13 protein-coding genes are annotated in these 17,110 nt (G+C 64.9%); 5 read left to right on the plus strand and 8 right to left on the minus strand.

The window, feature by feature from the left end; genetic code table 11:
* The first annotated feature begins 67 nt into the window (after positions 1-67).
* Positions 68-595, plus strand: coding sequence for a carboxymuconolactone decarboxylase family protein (locus AC3WMU_RS18470; RefSeq protein ID WP_492282791.1), 528 nt, complete (start codon positions 68-70; stop codon positions 593-595).
* A 54-nt stretch (positions 596-649) separates the two neighbouring features.
* Here AC3WMU_RS18470 and tal read toward each other — a convergent pair whose 3' ends face one another.
* Positions 650-1,603 (minus strand): transaldolase, encoded by a 954-nt coding sequence (tal, locus tag AC3WMU_RS18475; RefSeq protein ID WP_492282792.1) that lies wholly within the window; start codon positions 1,601-1,603, stop codon positions 650-652.
* A gap of 241 nt (positions 1,604-1,844) precedes the next feature.
* Here tal and carA point away from each other — a divergent pair, with 241 nt between their 5' ends.
* The 3 genes from carA (at position 1,845) to AC3WMU_RS18490 (ending at position 7,129) form a co-directional block, all read left to right on the plus strand.
* Positions 1,845-2,999 carry a glutamine-hydrolyzing carbamoyl-phosphate synthase small subunit gene (carA, locus tag AC3WMU_RS18480; RefSeq protein WP_454677595.1) on the plus strand — a complete coding sequence of 385 codons (1,155 nt, stop codon included), beginning with the start codon at positions 1,845-1,847 and terminating at the stop codon, positions 2,997-2,999.
* 10 nt (positions 3,000-3,009) lie between these two features.
* On the plus strand, positions 3,010-6,252 hold the full coding sequence (carB, locus tag AC3WMU_RS18485) for a carbamoyl-phosphate synthase large subunit (protein WP_006222868.1): 3,243 nt from the start codon (positions 3,010-3,012) through the stop codon (positions 6,250-6,252).
* A gap of 112 nt (positions 6,253-6,364) precedes the next feature.
* Positions 6,365-7,129, plus strand: a complete 765-nt coding sequence (locus AC3WMU_RS18490; RefSeq protein ID WP_006222869.1) for an SDR family oxidoreductase — start codon at positions 6,365-6,367, stop codon at positions 7,127-7,129.
* A gap of 30 nt (positions 7,130-7,159) precedes the next feature.
* On the opposite strand, the gene AC3WMU_RS18495 is transcribed toward AC3WMU_RS18490, so the two are convergent.
* The 6 genes from AC3WMU_RS18495 to AC3WMU_RS18520 all read right to left on the minus strand — a co-directional run bounded on the left by AC3WMU_RS18495 (position 7,160) and on the right by AC3WMU_RS18520 (position 13,495).
* Positions 7,160-7,804: a histidine phosphatase family protein gene (locus AC3WMU_RS18495; protein WP_088590508.1), complete on the minus strand. Its 645-nt coding sequence runs from the start codon at positions 7,802-7,804 to the stop codon at positions 7,160-7,162.
* A gap of 24 nt (positions 7,805-7,828) precedes the next feature.
* Entirely contained in the window at positions 7,829-8,737 is a 909-nt protein-coding gene (locus AC3WMU_RS18500) for a LysR family transcriptional regulator (RefSeq protein WP_006222871.1), read from the minus strand.
* Positions 8,738-8,747: 10 nt separating this feature from the next.
* Positions 8,748-9,833: an ABC transporter ATP-binding protein gene (locus tag AC3WMU_RS18505; RefSeq protein WP_006222872.1), complete on the minus strand. Its 1,086-nt coding sequence runs from the start codon at positions 9,831-9,833 to the stop codon at positions 8,748-8,750.
* Entirely contained in the window at positions 9,830-11,542 is a 1,713-nt protein-coding gene (locus AC3WMU_RS18510) for an ABC transporter permease (protein WP_492282793.1), read from the minus strand. Before AC3WMU_RS18510 ends, AC3WMU_RS18505 begins: the two co-directional genes overlap by 4 nt.
* An 82-nt stretch (positions 11,543-11,624) precedes the next feature.
* Complete coding sequence (locus AC3WMU_RS18515; RefSeq protein WP_006222875.1) at positions 11,625-12,950, minus strand: extracellular solute-binding protein; 1,326 nt, start codon at positions 12,948-12,950, stop codon at positions 11,625-11,627.
* Positions 12,951-13,075: 125 nt separating this feature from the next.
* Positions 13,076-13,495: a FlxA-like family protein gene (locus tag AC3WMU_RS18520; protein ID WP_006222876.1), complete on the minus strand. Its 420-nt coding sequence runs from the start codon at positions 13,493-13,495 to the stop codon at positions 13,076-13,078.
* 138 nt (positions 13,496-13,633) lie between these two features.
* On the opposite strand from AC3WMU_RS18520, the gene AC3WMU_RS18525 reads away from it, so the two are divergent.
* Positions 13,634-14,956: a solute carrier family 23 protein gene (locus AC3WMU_RS18525; RefSeq protein WP_006222877.1), complete on the plus strand. Its 1,323-nt coding sequence runs from the start codon at positions 13,634-13,636 to the stop codon at positions 14,954-14,956.
* A 42-nt stretch (positions 14,957-14,998) separates the two neighbouring features.
* On the opposite strand, the gene AC3WMU_RS18530 is transcribed toward AC3WMU_RS18525, so the two are convergent.
* Positions 14,999-16,618: a methyl-accepting chemotaxis protein gene (locus AC3WMU_RS18530; protein WP_006222878.1), complete on the minus strand. Its 1,620-nt coding sequence runs from the start codon at positions 16,616-16,618 to the stop codon at positions 14,999-15,001.
* Positions 16,619-17,110 lie beyond the last annotated feature (492 nt).

A 17,110-nucleotide genomic window follows, 5' to 3' on the forward strand; every position in this document is an offset into this window, starting at 1 on the left:
TGTCATTATGTCAAATATATTGTATGAATGTGTGCATTTGCGGCCCCGTCACCTATATGGAGTTCCCATGGCCCGTCTTCCCTACGCCGATTTGACTCATCCCGACGCACGGCCCCTGGTCGATCGCATCGTTGCCGAGCGCGGCAGCGTCCTGCACCTGTATCAGATGCTGCTGCATAGCCCGGCGGTAGCAGGCGGCTGGTTGAACTACCTCACCTCGATCCGCCAGCTGAGCACGCTGCCTGGCGATCTGCGCGAACTGGTGATCATGCGCGTGGCGGCGATCAACGGCGCACCGTACGAGGCTGACCAGCATGCGCCGATCGCGCTGAAAGAGGGCGTTTCGCAAGCGCAGCTGGATGCGTTGGACGCCTGGGAAGACTCGGACCTGTTCAGCGAACGCGAAAAAGCCGTGCTGGCCTACACCGATGCGATGACCCGCCAGGTGCAGGTGCCGGAACCGGTGTTCCAGGCGGCGCGGGCGGCGATGGGGTCGGAAAAGCTCGTCGTCGAGCTGACCGCGACGGTCGCGGCATACAACATGGTGTCGCGCTTCCTGGAAGCGCTACAGGTGCATTCGCACGACCACCGCTAGGGCGGTAGGGAAAGGGGGCGCGTGCCAGCGAAGGCCCGCGGCCCCGGATTCGCCTTAGCTGCGTTGTGCCTCGATCAGCGCGTCCAGCTTGATCGCGTCCGCCACGAACAGGCGGATGCCTTCCGACAGTTTCTCTGTGGCCATGGCGTCGTCGTTGAGCAGGGTGCGGAACGTGATTTCGTCCGACCCGATGCGAGCGATGGGTTCGCCCGTGTCGTCGGCGCGCAATTGCGCAGGCACGTCGCCCGGCGTGCTGGCCAACTGGTTCAGCAGGTCAGGGCTGATCGTCAGCAGGTCGCAGCCCGACAGCGCCACGATTTGTCCCGCATTGCGGAAGCTGGCGCCCATGATCTCGGTGGGGATGCCGTGCTGCTTGTAGTAGCGGTAGATGCGCGTCACGGACTGCACGCCCGGGTCCCGCGCGCCGGCGTTGTCGGCTTCCACCCAGGACGCGCCGGCACTTTTCTTGTACCAATCGTAGATGCGGCCGACAAAGGGCGAGATCAGCTGCACGTTCGCGTCGGCGCAGGCCACGGCCTGGGGCAGGGAAAACAGCAACGTCAGGTTGCAGCGCACGCCTTCGGCCTGCAAGGCGCGGGCGGCCTGGATGCCTTCCCAGGTGGATGCGATCTTGATCAGAACGCGCTCGCGCGGCACGCCGGCGGCTTCATACAGCGCGATCAGCCCCCGGGCCCGTTCGATGGTGGCGCGGGTGTCGAACGACAGGCGGGCATCCACCTCGGTCGACACGCGCCCCGGCACGATGTTCAGGATGGCGCGGCCGAAGGCGACCAGCAGGCGGTCCACGAGCTCGGGCGTCGAGGCGCCGCCATGGTCGCGCGCCGTCTTTTCCAGCAGCGGGCGGTAGGCGTCCTGCTGGACGGCTTTAAGAATAAGGGACGGATTGGTGGTGGCGTCCGTGGGACGCAACGCCTTCATCGCTTCGAAATCCCCGGTGTCGGCGACAACGGTGGTGTGATTGCGCAGGGCGTCAAGTTGGCTGGACATGGACAGATACGGCTCACAACGGCAAGGGTTGAAGGTGTCCCTAGCGTATCACTGCCGCTTGCGACGTGCTGTCAGCCAAAGGCCTGCCCTGGGCTCAACCCTAAGCGCGATGGCGCGACACCGCGGGCCGAAAGGGGTAAATCACCGATTCCGGCCTTATTTGGCGCGGTTCTCCGGGAAAAACGCCGGGTCAAGGTATAATCCGAAGGTTTGATTATCGATTCTAAAACCGGGGTTTACTGTGCTGCCGCAACTTTTTCCCGAGGGGATCAACCGCTTCCCTCCTGCAATTCTGGCTCTGGCGGACGGTACCATTTTTCGAGGCGTGTCGATCGGTGCGCACGGGGCTACCGTTGCCGAAGTGGTGTTCAACACCGCGATGACCGGGTACCAGGAAATTCTCACCGATCCCAGCTATAGCGGTCAGATCGTCACGCTGACCTATCCGCACATTGGCAACACCGGCGTCAACGCCGAAGACGTGGAAGCCAATCGCGTCTATGCCGCCGGATTGGTGGTCCGCGACTGTCCTGCCCGCGTGTCGAACTTCCGTTCCACGCAATCCCTGCCCGACTATCTGGCCGCGCAGGGCATCGTCGCCATTTCCGGCATCGACACCCGCAAGCTCACGCGCATCCTGCGTGAAAAAGGCGCCCAGGGCGCCTGCATCTTCGTCGGCACCGACGCCGAGCGCGCCGTTGAACTGGCTCGCGGCTTTGGCGGCATGGCCGGCCAGGACCTGGCCCGCGAAGTGTCGGTCAAGACCAGCAGCGAATGGACTGAAGGCACATGGGAGCTGGGCAAGGGTTTCGCGAAGCCCGACCAGTCCAAGTTCCACGTCGTGGCCTATGACTTCGGCATCAAGACCAACATCCTGCGCCTGCTGGCCGACCGCGGCTGCCGCCTGACCTTGGTGCCGGCGCAAACCAGCGCCGAAGAAGTCCTGAAGCTCAATCCTGATGGCGTGTTCCTGTCCAACGGCCCCGGCGACCCCGAGCCCTGCGACTACGCGATCACCGCCACGCGCACGTTCCTGGACAAGAAACTGCCGGTGTTCGGTATCTGCCTGGGCCACCAGATCATGGGCCTGGCCGTGGGCGGCAAGACGCTCAAGATGAAGACGGGCCACCACGGCGCGAACCACCCCGTGCAGGACCTCCAGTCCAAGCGCGTGTTCATCACGAGCCAGAACCACGGCTTCGCGGTCGACGCCGCCAGCCTGCCGGCCAATGCGCGCGTCACGCACGTGTCGCTGTTCGACGGCACCCTGCAGGGCTTCGAGCTCACCGACCGCCCGGCCTTCTGCTTCCAGGGTCACCCCGAAGCCAGCCCGGGTCCGCACGACATCCTTGAACTGTTCGACAAGTTCATCGCCCTGATGTCCGGCCAAAAGTAAAGATTGCATCATGCCCAAGCGTACAGACCTAAAAAGCATACTCATCATCGGCGCCGGCCCCATCATCATCGGGCAGGCCTGCGAATTCGACTATTCCGGCGCACAGGCTTGCAAGGCGCTCAAGGCCGAGGGTTACCGCACCATCCTGGTGAACAGCAACCCCGCCACGATCATGACGGACCCGGAAACGGCCGACGTCACCTACATCGAGCCCATCACCTGGCAAGCCGTCGAAAAGATCATCGAGCGTGAAAAGCCCGATGCGCTGCTGCCGACCATGGGCGGCCAGACCGCGCTGAACTGCGCGCTGGACCTGGCCCACCACGGCGTGCTGAAAAAGCACAACGTGGAACTGATCGGCGCCAACGAGCACGCCATCGAAAAGGCCGAAGACCGCCAGAAGTTCAAGCAGGCCATGACCGACATCGGCCTGGAATCGGCCAAGTCGGGCGTGGCCCACAGCATGGACGAAGCCTGGGAAGTGCAGCGCCGCATCGCGGCTGAAGTCGGCACCTCGGGTTTCCCGGCCGTGATCCGCCCCAGCTTCACGATGGGTGGCTCGGGCGGCGGCATCGCCTACAACGCCGAAGAATTCGAAACCATCTGCCGCCGCGGCCTGGAAGCTTCGCCGACCAGCGAACTGCTGATCGAAGAGTCGCTGTTGGGCTGGAAGGAATTCGAGATGGAAGTGGTCCGCGACAAGGCGGACAACTGCATCATCGTCTGCTCGATCGAAAACCTGGACCCGATGGGCGTGCACACCGGTGACTCGATCACCGTGGCGCCGGCCCAGACGCTGACCGACAAGGAATACCAGATCATGCGTAATGCATCGATCGCGGTGTTGCGCGAGATCGGCGTGGATACGGGTGGTTCGAACGTGCAGTTCGCGGTCAACCCGCGCGACGGCCGCATGATCGTCATCGAGATGAACCCCCGCGTGTCGCGTTCGTCGGCGCTGGCCTCCAAGGCCACCGGCTTCCCCATCGCCAAGGTCGCCGCGCGCCTGGCCGTGGGCTACACGCTGGACGAGCTCAAGAACGAAATCACCGGCGGCGCAACACCCGCCTCGTTCGAACCGTCGATCGACTACGTCGTCACCAAGGTGCCGCGTTTCGCGTTCGAGAAATTCCCCACCGCCGACGCGCGCCTGACCACCCAGATGAAGTCCGTGGGTGAAGTCATGGCCATCGGCCGCACCTTCCAGGAATCGTTCCAGAAGGCGCTGCGTGGTCTGGAAGTCGGTGTCGACGGCCTGAACCAGAAGACGACCGACCGCGAAAAGCTGCAAGTCGAACTGGGCGAGCCCGGTCCGGAACGCATCTGGTACGTGGGCGATGCCTTCGCGCAAGGCTTCACGCTGGACGAAGTGCACAACATCACGCACATCGACCCGTGGTTCCTGTCGCAGATCAAGGAAATCGTCGACATCGAACTGGCGCTGGAACAAAAGACGCTGGCCGACCTGGACTACGCCACCCTGTGGGAACTGAAGCGCCGCGGTTTCTCTGACCGTCGCCTGGCTTTCCTGCTGGACTCAGCTGAATCCGAAGTGCGCAAGCTGCGTCACCAGCTGAACGTGCGCCCGGTCTACAAGCGCGTCGACACCTGCGCCGCCGAATTCGCCACCCGCACCGCCTACATGTACTCCACGTACGAGGAAGAGTGCGAATCCGCGCCCACCGATCGCAAGAAGATCGTGGTGCTGGGCGGCGGCCCGAACCGGATCGGCCAGGGCATCGAATTCGACTATTGCTGCGTGCATGCCGCGCTGGCGCTGCGCGAAGACGGGTACGAGACCATCATGGTCAACTGCAACCCGGAAACCGTGTCCACCGATTACGACACCTCCGACCGTCTGTACTTCGAGCCGCTGACGCTGGAAGACGTGCTGGAAATCGTCCACAAGGAAAACCCGGTCGGCATGATCGTCCAGTACGGCGGCCAGACCCCGTTGAAGCTGGCGCGCGCCCTGGAAGCCAACGGCGTGCCGATTATCGGCACCAGCCCGGAATCCATCGACGTCGCCGAAGACCGCGAGCGTTTCCAGAAGCTGTTGAACAAGCTTGGCCTGCGCCAGCCTCCCAACCGCACCGCGCGCACCGAAGGCGAGGCCCTGGCCCACGCCACCGAAATCGGCTATCCCCTGGTCGTTCGCCCCAGCTACGTGCTGGGCGGCCGCGCCATGGAAATCGTGCACGAGCAGCAAGACCTCGAGCGCTACATGCGCGAGGCCGTGAAAGTCAGCAATGACTCGCCCGTGCTGCTGGATCGCTTCCTGAACAACGCCACCGAAGTGGACGTGGACTGCCTGGCCGACGGCGAAACCGTCTTCATCGGCGGCGTCATGGAACACATCGAACAGGCCGGGGTGCACTCGGGCGACTCGGCTTGCAGCCTGCCCCCTTACTCGCTGTCGGCGGAAGTCATCGCCGAGATCAAGCGCCAGACCACGATGATGGCCAAGGCCTTGAACGTCAGCGGCCTGATGAACGTGCAGTTCGCGATTCAGGGCGGCGACGTCTACGTGCTGGAAGTGAACCCGCGCGCATCGCGCACGGTGCCGTACGTGTCCAAGGCCACCGGCCTGCAACTGGCCAAGATCGCCGCGCGCGCCATGGCCGGCCAGACGCTGGCGGCGCAAGGCATCACGAAGGAAGTCGTGCCGCCTTACTTCTCGGTCAAGGAAGCCGTGTTCCCGTTCGTGAAGTTCCCGGGCGTGGACACCATCCTGGGCCCGGAAATGAAGTCGACCGGCGAAGTGATGGGCGTGGGCATGAGCTTCGGCGAAGCCTTCGTGAAGTCGCAGCTGGCTGCTGGCGTGCGCCTGCCGGATTCCGGCACGGTGTTCATCAGCGTGAAGAACCAGGACAAGCCCCGCGCCGTGGAAGTGGCGCGCGGCCTGCACGCACTGGGCTTCAAGCTGGTCGCCACGCGCGGCACGGCCGCCGAGATCGAAGCGGCCGGCATTCCGGTGCAAGTGGTCAACAAGGTCACCGAAGGCCGTCCGCACATCGTCGACATGGTGAAGAACGGCGAAATCGCGCTGGTCATCAACACGGTCGAAGAGCGTCGCAACGCCATCGTTGATTCGCGCACCATCCGTACCCAGTCGCTGGCGGCTCGCGTCACCTTCTTCACCACCATCGCCGGCGCCCGCGCCGCGGTCGAGGGCATGCAGTATCTGCGCCAGGGCCTGGGCCTGCAGGTGTATCCGTTGCAGGATCTGCACGCATCGCTGTTGAAGAACTGAAGCGAAAAGCGGGCGCGCGGCTTGAAGCCAGCCGCGCACGCTTGATGTAGGATGCCGGGGCGGCCCTTGTTAAAGAGGGTCGCCCCTTTTTCATCTCTGCTTACGACGATCCATGAACCGAGTCTTCATTACCGGCGCCAGCAGTGGCCTGGGCCGCGCCTTGGCGCAGCAGTACGCCGCAGCGGGCGCCACGCTGGGCTTGCTGGGCCGGCGCGAAGACGCGCTGCGCGAATTGGCGGACAGCCTGCCGGGCGAACATCGCTGCTACGCGGTGGACGTGCGCGACCGCGCCGCGTTGCACGCGGCGGCGGCGGATTTCATCGCGTTCTGCCAGGGCAGGGTGGACGTGGTCATCGCCAGCGCCGGCATCAGCGCGGGCACGCTGACCGAGCACGGCGAAGACTATGACGTGTTCAAAGCCATCGTCGACACCAATCTGCTGGCTACGGTCGCGACCTTCGAGCCGTTCGTGGGCGCCATGCGGGTGGCGGGTGCTGGCCGGCTGGTGGGCATCGCCAGTGTGGCCGGCGTGCGCGGCCTGCCGGGCGCGGGCGCGTACAGCGCGTCCAAGTCCGCGGTGGTGACCTACTGCGAAAGCCTGCGGCTGGAGTTGGCGGCGGACGGCATCCGGGTCGTGACGATCGCCCCCGGCTACATCAAGACCGCCATGACGGCGAAGAACCCGTATTCGATGCCCTTCCTGATGGAAGCCGACGCCTTTGCGCAACGCGCGCATGCGGCGATCGAGCGTGGCACGTCGTATCAGGTGATTCCGTGGCAGATGGGCGTGGTGGCCAAGCTGATGCGCCTGCTGCCCAACGCCGTGTATGACAAGCTGGCGCGCAACGCGCCGCGCAAGCCGCGTAAGGCGGGATAAGCCCCGCTTTACGCTTCGGGCGCTTGCCGGTTACGGCACTACGTCGTCGCCGACTTCATCGGCCACGTGCCCCACATCGCCCCAGTCCAGCACTTCCCATTTGCGGCCCTGCACGCCGACGCGATTGATGCTGACGTTCAGCAACGCGGCATCTCGCGGCGCGTTCAGCGGCACGCCCGACGCATGGCGCCAGATGATGTCCAGCACGCCGCCGTGCGTGAACAGCAGGATGCGTTCGCCGTCGTGGCGGCTGGCGATGTCGTCCACGGTGGAGATCACGCGCGACTGGAACTGGCCCAGCGTTTCACCACCATCCAGCGGGCGCAACGGGTCACGGCTTTTCCAGGCGGCCGCGGCCTCGGGGGCCTGCACGTCGATACGGTCGTGGTCCAGGCCTTCCAGCACGCCAAAGCCGCGCTCGCGGATGCCGGGCTCCACGCGTACGCGCAGGCCCAGCTGTTCGGACACGGGCACGGCGGTCGCGTGGGCGCGTTGCAGGTCGCTGCTGTAGATGGCGTGAATCGGCGTGTGTCGAGCCTCTTCACGCAGACGCGCGGCCAGCAGGCTGGCCTGATTGACGCCGAATTCGTTCAGGGGGATGTCTTGCCAGCCTTGCAGGCGGCGCTGGCGGTTCCAGTCGGTTTCGCCATGGCGGATGAACCAGATTTCAGTCATTGGGGTCGTGATGCGGAGTAAGGCTTAAAGCTGGGCCGGCGTGATCGCCGCGCGCGGCTTCCAGATGGTTTGAATGATCGAGCTTAACGCGACCAGCGCGGGCTCGCTAGCGCGCTCGTAGGGCAGGATGAAGCCTAGCATGGCGTCCACGCGGGCCTGGCCCCACACGATGAAATCGTTGGACGCGGCGCCGGCCAGGGCGGTTTCCTCGCGCAGCAGCGCGCAGCCCGCGCCGGCGCGCACCAGCGCATCCAGGTTGGCCTGGTCGTCGTGCTGCATGATGATGCGCGGCGACAGGCCGTGGCGTTCGAACATGTCGCGCAGCAACAGATGGGTGTGGCAGCCGGACGGTCCGTCCAGCCAGGGCAGTTGCGCCACTTCCCGCCAGCCGCCGCGCTTGAGCACCGCGGCATGTTCCTTCGGCATGGCGATGCGGTAGCGCACGCTGCGTAAAGGCAGCCACAGCACGCCCCGCGGCGGGTTGGCGGCAATGGTCAGTGCGGCGGGAAGGCGGCCCGTGCTGACCTGTTCGGCCAGCGTGGCGGCAGGTAGCGTCTGGGTCTTCAGTTCCACCAGCGGCAGCCGCTGGTTCACGGCGGAGGCCAATTCGCCCAGGCGCAGGAAATCCGGCATTTCGCTGGGCACGCCCAGTTCCACCACCCCGTGCAGGCTGCCTTGCAGTTGCTGCGCTTCGGATTTGAGTTGCGCGCCCAGCACCAGCAGGGATTCCGCCGTGGGCAACAACACTTCGCCCGCCTTGGCCAGCGCCAGCCGCCCGCCACTGCGGTCGAACAGCGCCACGCCCAGGCTCTGCTCCAGCGCCTTGATCTGCGCGGTGACCGCAGGCTGGGTCAGCGACAGCGCTTCGGCCGCCTTCGTCAGGTTACCCAGCCGGGCGACCGTGACGAAGGCGCGGATCTGATAGATTTCCATGGCCGCAAGTTTAGGCCGCGAGCAGCCGGACTTGGGTAGGTTCCAACCCGATCGAAACCGGCGCGCCGGCAGGGAAGGGCGACAGCCCGGCCAGGTGCGACTGATCCGCGGTCAGCCGCTGTTCGCCGATCAGCACCTGATAGCGCGTGAATTCGCCCAGGAATTCGCTGCTTTCGACAACGCCCGGCAGCCAGACGTAGCGCGCGTCGCCCAAGCCGTCGGCCATTTCGATCTGCACCGTGTGGGGCCGGAAGCTGGCCGCCAGCCGCGATGCCGCCGGCGCCTCGGCGGTCAGCGGCAAGTGCAGGTCGCCGATGCCTTCCACCGCCAGCACCACGCTGCCGCTCGTGCGCTCGCGCACATCGCCTTCCAGCACGTTCATCGTGCCCACGAAGTTGGCGACGAAGCGGTTCACCGGATAGTCGAACAGCGTGCTGGGCGCGCCGATCTGCTGCACCACGCCGTGGTCCAGCACGGCCATGCGGTCGGCTGTGGTCATCGCCTCTTCCTGGTCGTGCGTGACGAAGATGGTGGTGATGCCCAGCCGCCGCTGCAAACTAAGCAAGTCCTGGCGCATCTGCACGCGCAGCTTCTTGTCCAGGTTGGACAGGGGCTCGTCCAACAGCAGCACCTGCGGCTCGATGACGATGGTACGGGCCAGCGCCACGCGCTGCTGTTGCCCGCCGGACAACTGGTTGGGGCGGCGCTTGCCGTATTGCGACAGGCCCACGAGCTCCAGCGCCGCTTCCACCTTGGCGCGGATCTCCGCCTTTGGCAGCTTGCGCTCGACCAGGCCGAAGGCCACGTTGTCCCACACCGTCATGTGCGGCCACAGCGCGTAGTTCTGGAACACCATGCCGATGTTGCGGTCCCAGGGCGGCGTGCCGCTGATGTCCTTGCCGTCCACCAGCAACTGCCCCGCGCTATGCCGGTTGAAGCCGGCGATCAGCCGCAGCAGCGTGGACTTGCCCGACCCCGACGGCCCCAGCAGGGCGAAGAACTCGCCGGGCTCGATGTTGATGTTCACATCCTTGAGCACTTCTGTCTTGCCATACGACAGGCGGATGTTGCGGCATTCGACGCTGACTTTCTTCATGCGGATTCCCCTTCATTGCGTGCCGGACGCTGGCGCGACTGCGCGCGCTCCACCAGCAAGTGCGATACATACATGCCGATGGCCACCGCGGCCACCGCCAGCACGCCGAGAGCGGCGCCCGGGCCCCGGCCCGCCGCGCTTTGCATATACAGATAGATGCCGTAGCTCATGGGCGCCTGGCTGTCTTTCGTGACCAGCATGATGGTGGCCGACAGTTCTACTGCGGCCGTCACGAAGCTGGTTACGAAGCCCGCCAGCATGCCGCCGGCCATCAAGGGCACCACCACGCGCCGTATCGTGCTCATGCGGGTGGCGCCCAGCGATTGCGCCGCCTCTTCCAGCGAGACGTTGATCTGCTGCAGGGACGCCACGCATGACCGCAGCGCGTAGGGCAGCCGCCTGACTGAGTACGCGATCATGATGATGATCCACGACGAAGTCAGCAAGGTGCCGGTACCGGGCAGCTCGATGCCGCGGAACGTGCGCAAAAAACCGATCGCCAGCACGATGCCAGGAATCGCCAGTGCGGCCGATGCCATGAAGTCCAGCCATTGGCGCGCCGGCAGGCGGGTGCGCAGCATCAGGTAGGCGATGGCAGTGCCCAGGATGACGTCCACCCCCGCCGCCAGTCCGCAATAGAGCAGGGTGTTGGCGATCATGCCCTGGGACTCGGAGAATACCGCCGAGTAATGGGCCAGCGTATAACCGTCAGGCAGCGGTGCGAAGCTCCAGACGCTGGCCAGTGACAACAGCAGCACGCCCATGTGCGGCGACAGCACCAGCATCAGCACCAGGATGATCCACCCATAGGCCAGCACGCTTTCCACCGGGCGCAGCTTGCGCTTCTGGATGGAGTTGCCGCCCTTTTGCAGGGTGGAGTAGTCGCGGCCCTTGAGCACGCGCGCCGACAGCCACAGCGCCAGGATCGAGAACGCGATCATGATCACGCTGATCACATACCCCAGCGGGTCTTCCAGCCCCACCTGCGTGATGCGCAGATAGGCCTGCGGGGCCAGCATGTTGGTCGTGCCCAGCACCAATGGCGTGCCCAGGTCGTCGAACACTTTGACGAACACCAGCGATGTGCCAGCCACATACCCCGGCAACGCCAGCGGGAAGATCACGCGACGGAACAGGCGGAACCCGCGCGAGCCCAGGTTGAAGGCGGCTTCCTCCATGGCACCGTCGATGTTGCGCAGCGCCACGACGAGGTTCATCAGGATGAACGGGAAGTAATGCAGGGCCTCAACGAAGATGACGCCATTCAGCCCTTCCATGAACGGGATCGTGAAGCCGAACCAATCGTTCAGCAGCAGGTTGACGCTGCCCGAGCGGCCGAAGATCAGCTGCATCGCGACCGCGCCCACGAAGGGCGGCATGATCAGCGGCAGCACGCCGAGCGTCTGGATGATCAGCGCGCCGCGGAATTCGAAGCGCACGGTAAAGTACGCCAGCGGAACGGCGATCAGCGACGCCAGCAGCGCCGACCAGCCCGCGACGTACAGGCTGTTGAAAAAGGCTTCCTTCATCAGCGGCTGGTTGAAGAACGCGCCGAAGTGGCCCATCGTGAGGCTGCCGTCGGCGTTCACGAAGGCGCTGTAGAACACCGTGCCCACGGGCACGGCCAGGAAAAGCAGCAGAAAGCCGAACACCAGCAGCGCCGTCAATACGGGGCCGGCGGGCAGGCGTGAGTGGCCCGAAGAATTCATCGAGATTCCCGAAATCGTTGCCAGGGGACCGCGGCGCGGCGCACGGGAGCTGTCCCGTGCCCTGCCGCGCGCGTCATGCGGGTTAGAGCGCTGCGGCCTGTTTGGCCAGCTTGACGGCTTCTTCGTAGTTCGCCTTGGACTTGCCGTTCCACTCGCCTTCCAGCTGGGTGATCTGCTGGTTCACGGCCGCGTCCTTCTTGTTGCCGGCGAAGATCGCCAGGAAGGCCGGGTCGGCGGCTTTCTTGCCGTCGACCAGCGGGGCCCACGTCAGCTTGCGGGCCTGCGCCAGCAGCTCGGCGGCGCGGCCGCTTTTGGCCTTGTCGCCCAGCTTGGCTTCGGCGTCGTAGATCGCCTTGGTGGCGGCCTGCAGTTCCTTCAGGCGGAACGTAACGGTCTGGTCGTACAGCGATTGCACGACGTAGTAGCGCGTCTGCGACAGGTCGGCGTTGAACTGCACCTTGCTGCGCTTGGCAATCTCGGCCGGGTCGGGATAGCCCGCCGGCACCTTGCCGGCCAGCGCCGAATACGGCAGCACCGGCAGCCGCGAGATCTTCGGTTCAAGCAGCAGTTCCTGGCCGGCCTGGCTGAGCGTGAAGGCAATGAACTTCTTGCCCTCCTCGGTGTTCTTCGCGCCTTCGATCAGCGCGATGTTGGCAGGCACGATGGCGGTTTCGGACGGGTAGACGAATTCGACCGGGAACTTGGAATACTTGCTGGACAGGCCGAAGAAGTCGATGACCGGGCCGGCGCCGAATTGGCCGTTGTTCACGCCGTCCGGCACCCCGAACGACCGTTCGGTGACGGCGCTGCTGTTGCCGGACATGCGCAGCAAGGTGCTCCAGCCCTCATCCCACCCTTCGCCCTGCAGGATGGTCTCCACGGTCAGGTGCATCGTGCCCGAGCGCGACGGCGAGGTGATCCCGACGTGACCGAACCACTGCGGCGACAACAGGTCCTTCCATTCCACGGGGGCGGGAATCTTGTGCGCCGCGATATAGCGTGTGTTGTAGACGATGCCGTAGCCCGCCAGCGCCTGCCCCAGGTACATGCCGCCCGGGTCGTTGATAGGGTAGTTGCCGATCTTGTCCGGCACGTCCTTGTTCGCCACGTCGGACGACTTGGCCAGTAGTTTGTCGCGGCCCAGCACTTCGAAGGCGTCCGGCGCGCTGGCCCAGAACACTTCGGGACGCTGGCCGGCGGGCGTTTCGCGCACATAGGCGATGCCCGACACCGTATTCTTGTTCAGGATTTCCAGCGTGATGCCGGGATTGGCCTTTTCAAAGGCGCTCTTGTAGGCCTGGGTCAGGTCTTTGGGAAACGACGTGATGACCGTGACGGTGCCGGCCAGGGCCGGTGCCGCGCAGGCGGCCAGCAGGGCTCCTGCAAGGGCTGTGCGCATTGCATGCATGGTTTGTCTCCGTAGTTTTTGATTTGTCCGGAGACAGTAATGTCTGACCTGCTATGCGTCCAATCAGAAATTTTGATGCGCGTCATCAGTGCGGGCGCCGGAGAGCCGGCACCCGCCGTCGCTTGTCAGGCCGTCGTCGAGACGCCGCCTTTCGCGGCGCGCGCCTGCTGCACCATCACTTGCGCGATCTGGTCTTGGATCTGCACCGCCTGCGCATTCAGCGCCAGGAGCTGCTGCGCCTTCATTTCCTCGGACATCCCGCTGGCCTTGACCTTGGCGATCATGTCCATGACCCGCTTGAGCTGCTTTTGCAGTTCCTTGATCTGGCGGGTGTATGCGTCGTCGTTGGAGGTGTCCTCGGTGGCGCTCGTGGCGCCCACGCCCATCCCGCCCGGCGCATTGACGCGGATCTTGCCGTCCGCGGTGAGTGAGGTCGCGTCGCCGCCCGTGGCCGACTTGGCTTCCTTGTTGGCCTGGATCCGTTCGGCCCACAGGTCGGCCAGCGGGTTGTTCCGGGAGATGCCGTTGATGGGGGTGGTCGCCATGCTTGCTCCTGCTGCCAAGTTGGATTTCGGGGTTTCCACTAGTACGGCATTCTGGCGGCAAACTTAAACGTTGCCGCCCCTTCGCGGCCCCCTTTACACTGGCGCCCGCTCATACCCAACACCTATTTTGGGAAACCCATGTCCAATTCTTATTTTCCGCGCTGGCGCCTGGCGGACGACGCCGAGCCGGGCGTCATCATTGCACCCGATGAACGGCTGTCCTGGCCCAAGAACGTCGCCATGGGCGCGCAGCACGTGGTGGCCATGTTTGGCTCGACCGTGCTGGCGCCGCTGCTGATGGGTTTCGACCCCAACGTCGCCATCCTGATGTCCGGTATCGGCACGCTGATCTTCTTCCTGTTCGTGGGCGGCCGCGTGCCCAGCTATCTGGGCTCAAGCTTCGCCTTCATCGGCGGGGTGATCGCCGTCACAGGGTATGCCGGCGGCGGGGCCAACGCCAATATCGGCGTGGCGTTGGGCGCCATCATCGCCTGCGGCCTGGCCTACACGCTGATCGGCGTCATCGTCTGGATCGTCAATGCGCGTGCGGGCGGCGGCGCCAATTGGATCGATACGCTCATGCCGCCCGTCGTGACGGGCGCTGTCGTGGCGGTCATCGGCCTGAACCTGGCGCCGATCGCCGCCAAGGGCGCCATGGGCGCCTCGGGCTTCGACACCTTCATGGCCCTGGTCACCATCGTTTGCGTAGGCGGCATCGCCGTCTACACGAAGGGCATGGTCCAGCGCCTCTTGATCCTGGTCGGGCTGATCCTGGCTTGCGTGGTGTACGCCGTGCTGGCCAACGGGATGGGCATGGGCAAGCCCATCGACTTCTCGGGTGTGGCGGCCGCAGCCTGGATCGGCCTGCCGCATTTTGCCGCGCCGGTCTTCAAGGCCGAGGCAATGGGCCTGATCGTGCCGGTGGCCATCATCCTGGTGGCGGAAAACCTGGGCCATGTGAAGGCCGTCAGTGCAATGACCGGCCAGGACCTGGACCGCTACCTGGGCCGCGCCTTCGTGGGCGACGGCGTGGCTACGATGGTCTCGGGCGCCGTGGGCGGCACGGGCGTCACCACCTATGCCGAGAACATCGGCGTGATGGCGGTGACCCGTATCTATTCCACGCTGGTATTCGTGGTGGCGGCCCTGATTGCCGTCGTACTGGGCTTTTCGCCGAAGTTCGGCGCGCTGATCCAGACCATTCCGGGCCCGGTCCTGGGCGGCATGTCGGTGGTGGTGTTCGGCCTGATCGCCATCGCCGGCGCTCGCATCTGGGTGGTCAATCAGGTGGATTTCAGCGATAACCGCAACCTGATCGTGGCCGCCGTCACGCTGGTGCTGGGCGCGGGCGACTTCACGATCAAGCTGGGCGACTTCATGCTGGGCGGCATCGGCACCGCCACCTTCGGCGCCATCATCCTGTACGCCTTGCTGCGCCGCAGGAAGCCGGCGGCGGCCTGATCCCGGCGCGGGAGCAAGCCCCGCGCACGGCGGCCGCGGCGGTCAGGACCGGGAAAGCCGCGCCGCCTGCTTCACCCCGGACACCCGGGCCGGGGCGGCCTCGATCACCTGACCTGATTGCGTCTTGAACACCGCGGTGGCCTCCGACAGGCGCCGCGCCTGTTCCTCCATCGCGGAAGCGGCGGCCGACGCCTCTTCCACCAGCGCGGCGTTCTGCTGCGTCACCTCGTCCATTTGCGATACGGCCATCGTGACCTGATCGATCCCGCCTGCTTGTTCGGTCGACGCGGCCGAGATTTCGCCCATGATGTCCGTCACGCGCTGCACCGACGCCACGATCTCCTGCATGGTCTGGCCGGCGGCCGATACCTGGGCCGAGCCGGCCTTGACCGTGTCCACCGAGGCTTCGATCAAGGCCTTGATCTCCTTGGCCGCCTGCGCAGCGCGCTGCGCCAGCGTGCGGACCTCGCCCGCCACGACGGCAAACCCCTTGCCCTGTTCTCCGGCGCGGGCAGCCTCCACGGCGGCGTTCAACGCCAGGATGTTGGTCTGGAAGGCGATGCCGTCGATGACCGACACAATGTCGGAAATCTTGCGCGAACTCTCCGAAATCCCCTGCATGGTGGCGACCACCTGGCCCACGTTGTCGCCGCCGCGCTGCGCGACCTGCATGCTGACCGCGGCCAGCTGGTTCGCCTGAGCGGCGTTTTCGGCGTTCTGCTTGACGGTGGCGGCAAGCTCTTCCATCGTCGCGGCGGTCTCTTCCAGGGCCGCGGCCTGCTCTTCGGTGCGCGTCGACAGGTTGGCATTGCCGGCAGCGATCTCCGCCGCGCCCACATTGATTTCCTCGACGCCTTGGCGCACGGACACCACCGTGCGCGTCAGGCCCTCCTGCATGCGCTTCAACGCGGCGAACAGGGCGCCGATCTCGTTGTTGGAGCGGGTTTCGATCCGGGTGGTCAGGTCGCCGCCGGCAATGCGGTCGAAGTGCCGGCCAGCCTCCTGCAGGGGCTGCAGCACGCCGCGCCGAATGAAGGTCCAGCATAGGGCGGTCAGCAGCAACGCAACCGTCAGCAGGGTGATCGCCGAGATCCGGGCATTGGAATAGGTGGCTTGCGAACTGGCCAGCACGCCGTCGCTGCGCTCTTGCACCCGGGCCAGGAAGGTCTTCATGTCCCTGACGAAATTGGCGTCGGCCTGGCGGGTCTTGCCGACGTCCTGCTGGTATTTGGCCGGCGCGCGCTCTTTGATGGCGGCGCTAAGCGTGTCCAATAGCGATGCATATTCCGTGAAACGGCCCTGCAGGATCACCGCCAGCGCTTGGCCACGTTCGCTCTTGGGCACCTCCATGTAAAGCGCGAAACGCTCGCGGGCCTGAGCCAGTTCCCGCCCGGCCTCCTGTTCGGCCGTGCTGGCCTGTTCGGCGTTGCCGGCCTGGATGCCCGCCAGCGCGTCGTCCAGCGCCAGTCGCGTGCGCAGCAGGGCGCCATTGGCTTCGTATAGGGGATCGACCTGGTGCACCGCCACGGTATTCAGGTCTTCGATCTCGCGGACGCTATTGTCCGCATTCATCCAGCTCAACCCGCAGGCCAGCGCCAGCGCGATGACAAAGCACGCCAGCACCAGCAGCATGCCCGTTCGGACTTTCAGTTTTTCCAGCATGAGAGCTCCTCTTTCATGAACGCGATCTTCAGCGTGCAGGCAGGCGTTGCCCACCGGCCCTGCGGCTGAAGGGGCGGACGTCGAGCCGGATGACTGCGATGCGTCCGCCTGAAACTTGCAAACACGCACAATCCATCGTTTGCGCGGCAGTATTTGCCGCGTAGCCCGCAACACTTGAATTAAGAGAAGCGCCGGTTACTGCTGTTTGTATGTAATTGTTATTAGTCTTTCTAGTTGTTATTTATACCGTTGATATTGACGTCGGTCAGCGGGTTTTTTTGTAAACCCAGCATTGGGAATACAAAAAACTATCGACAAGTATCTTTTCCGCAACGCGTGGGGGCGGGTGCCGAGGCGAGGCCAAGTGGCGCGCTCAGGGATTTTGGGGAAAACCGCCTGTTTTAGCGGGTTACGGCGGTGAATTGCGCCGAAAAGCACGTTTTCTGCCCCGGCTTGCAATTCCGGTGGACTTTGACCACAATATGACTTTGA

This window comes from Achromobacter sp. FW305-C-13, from assembly GCF_058783475.1.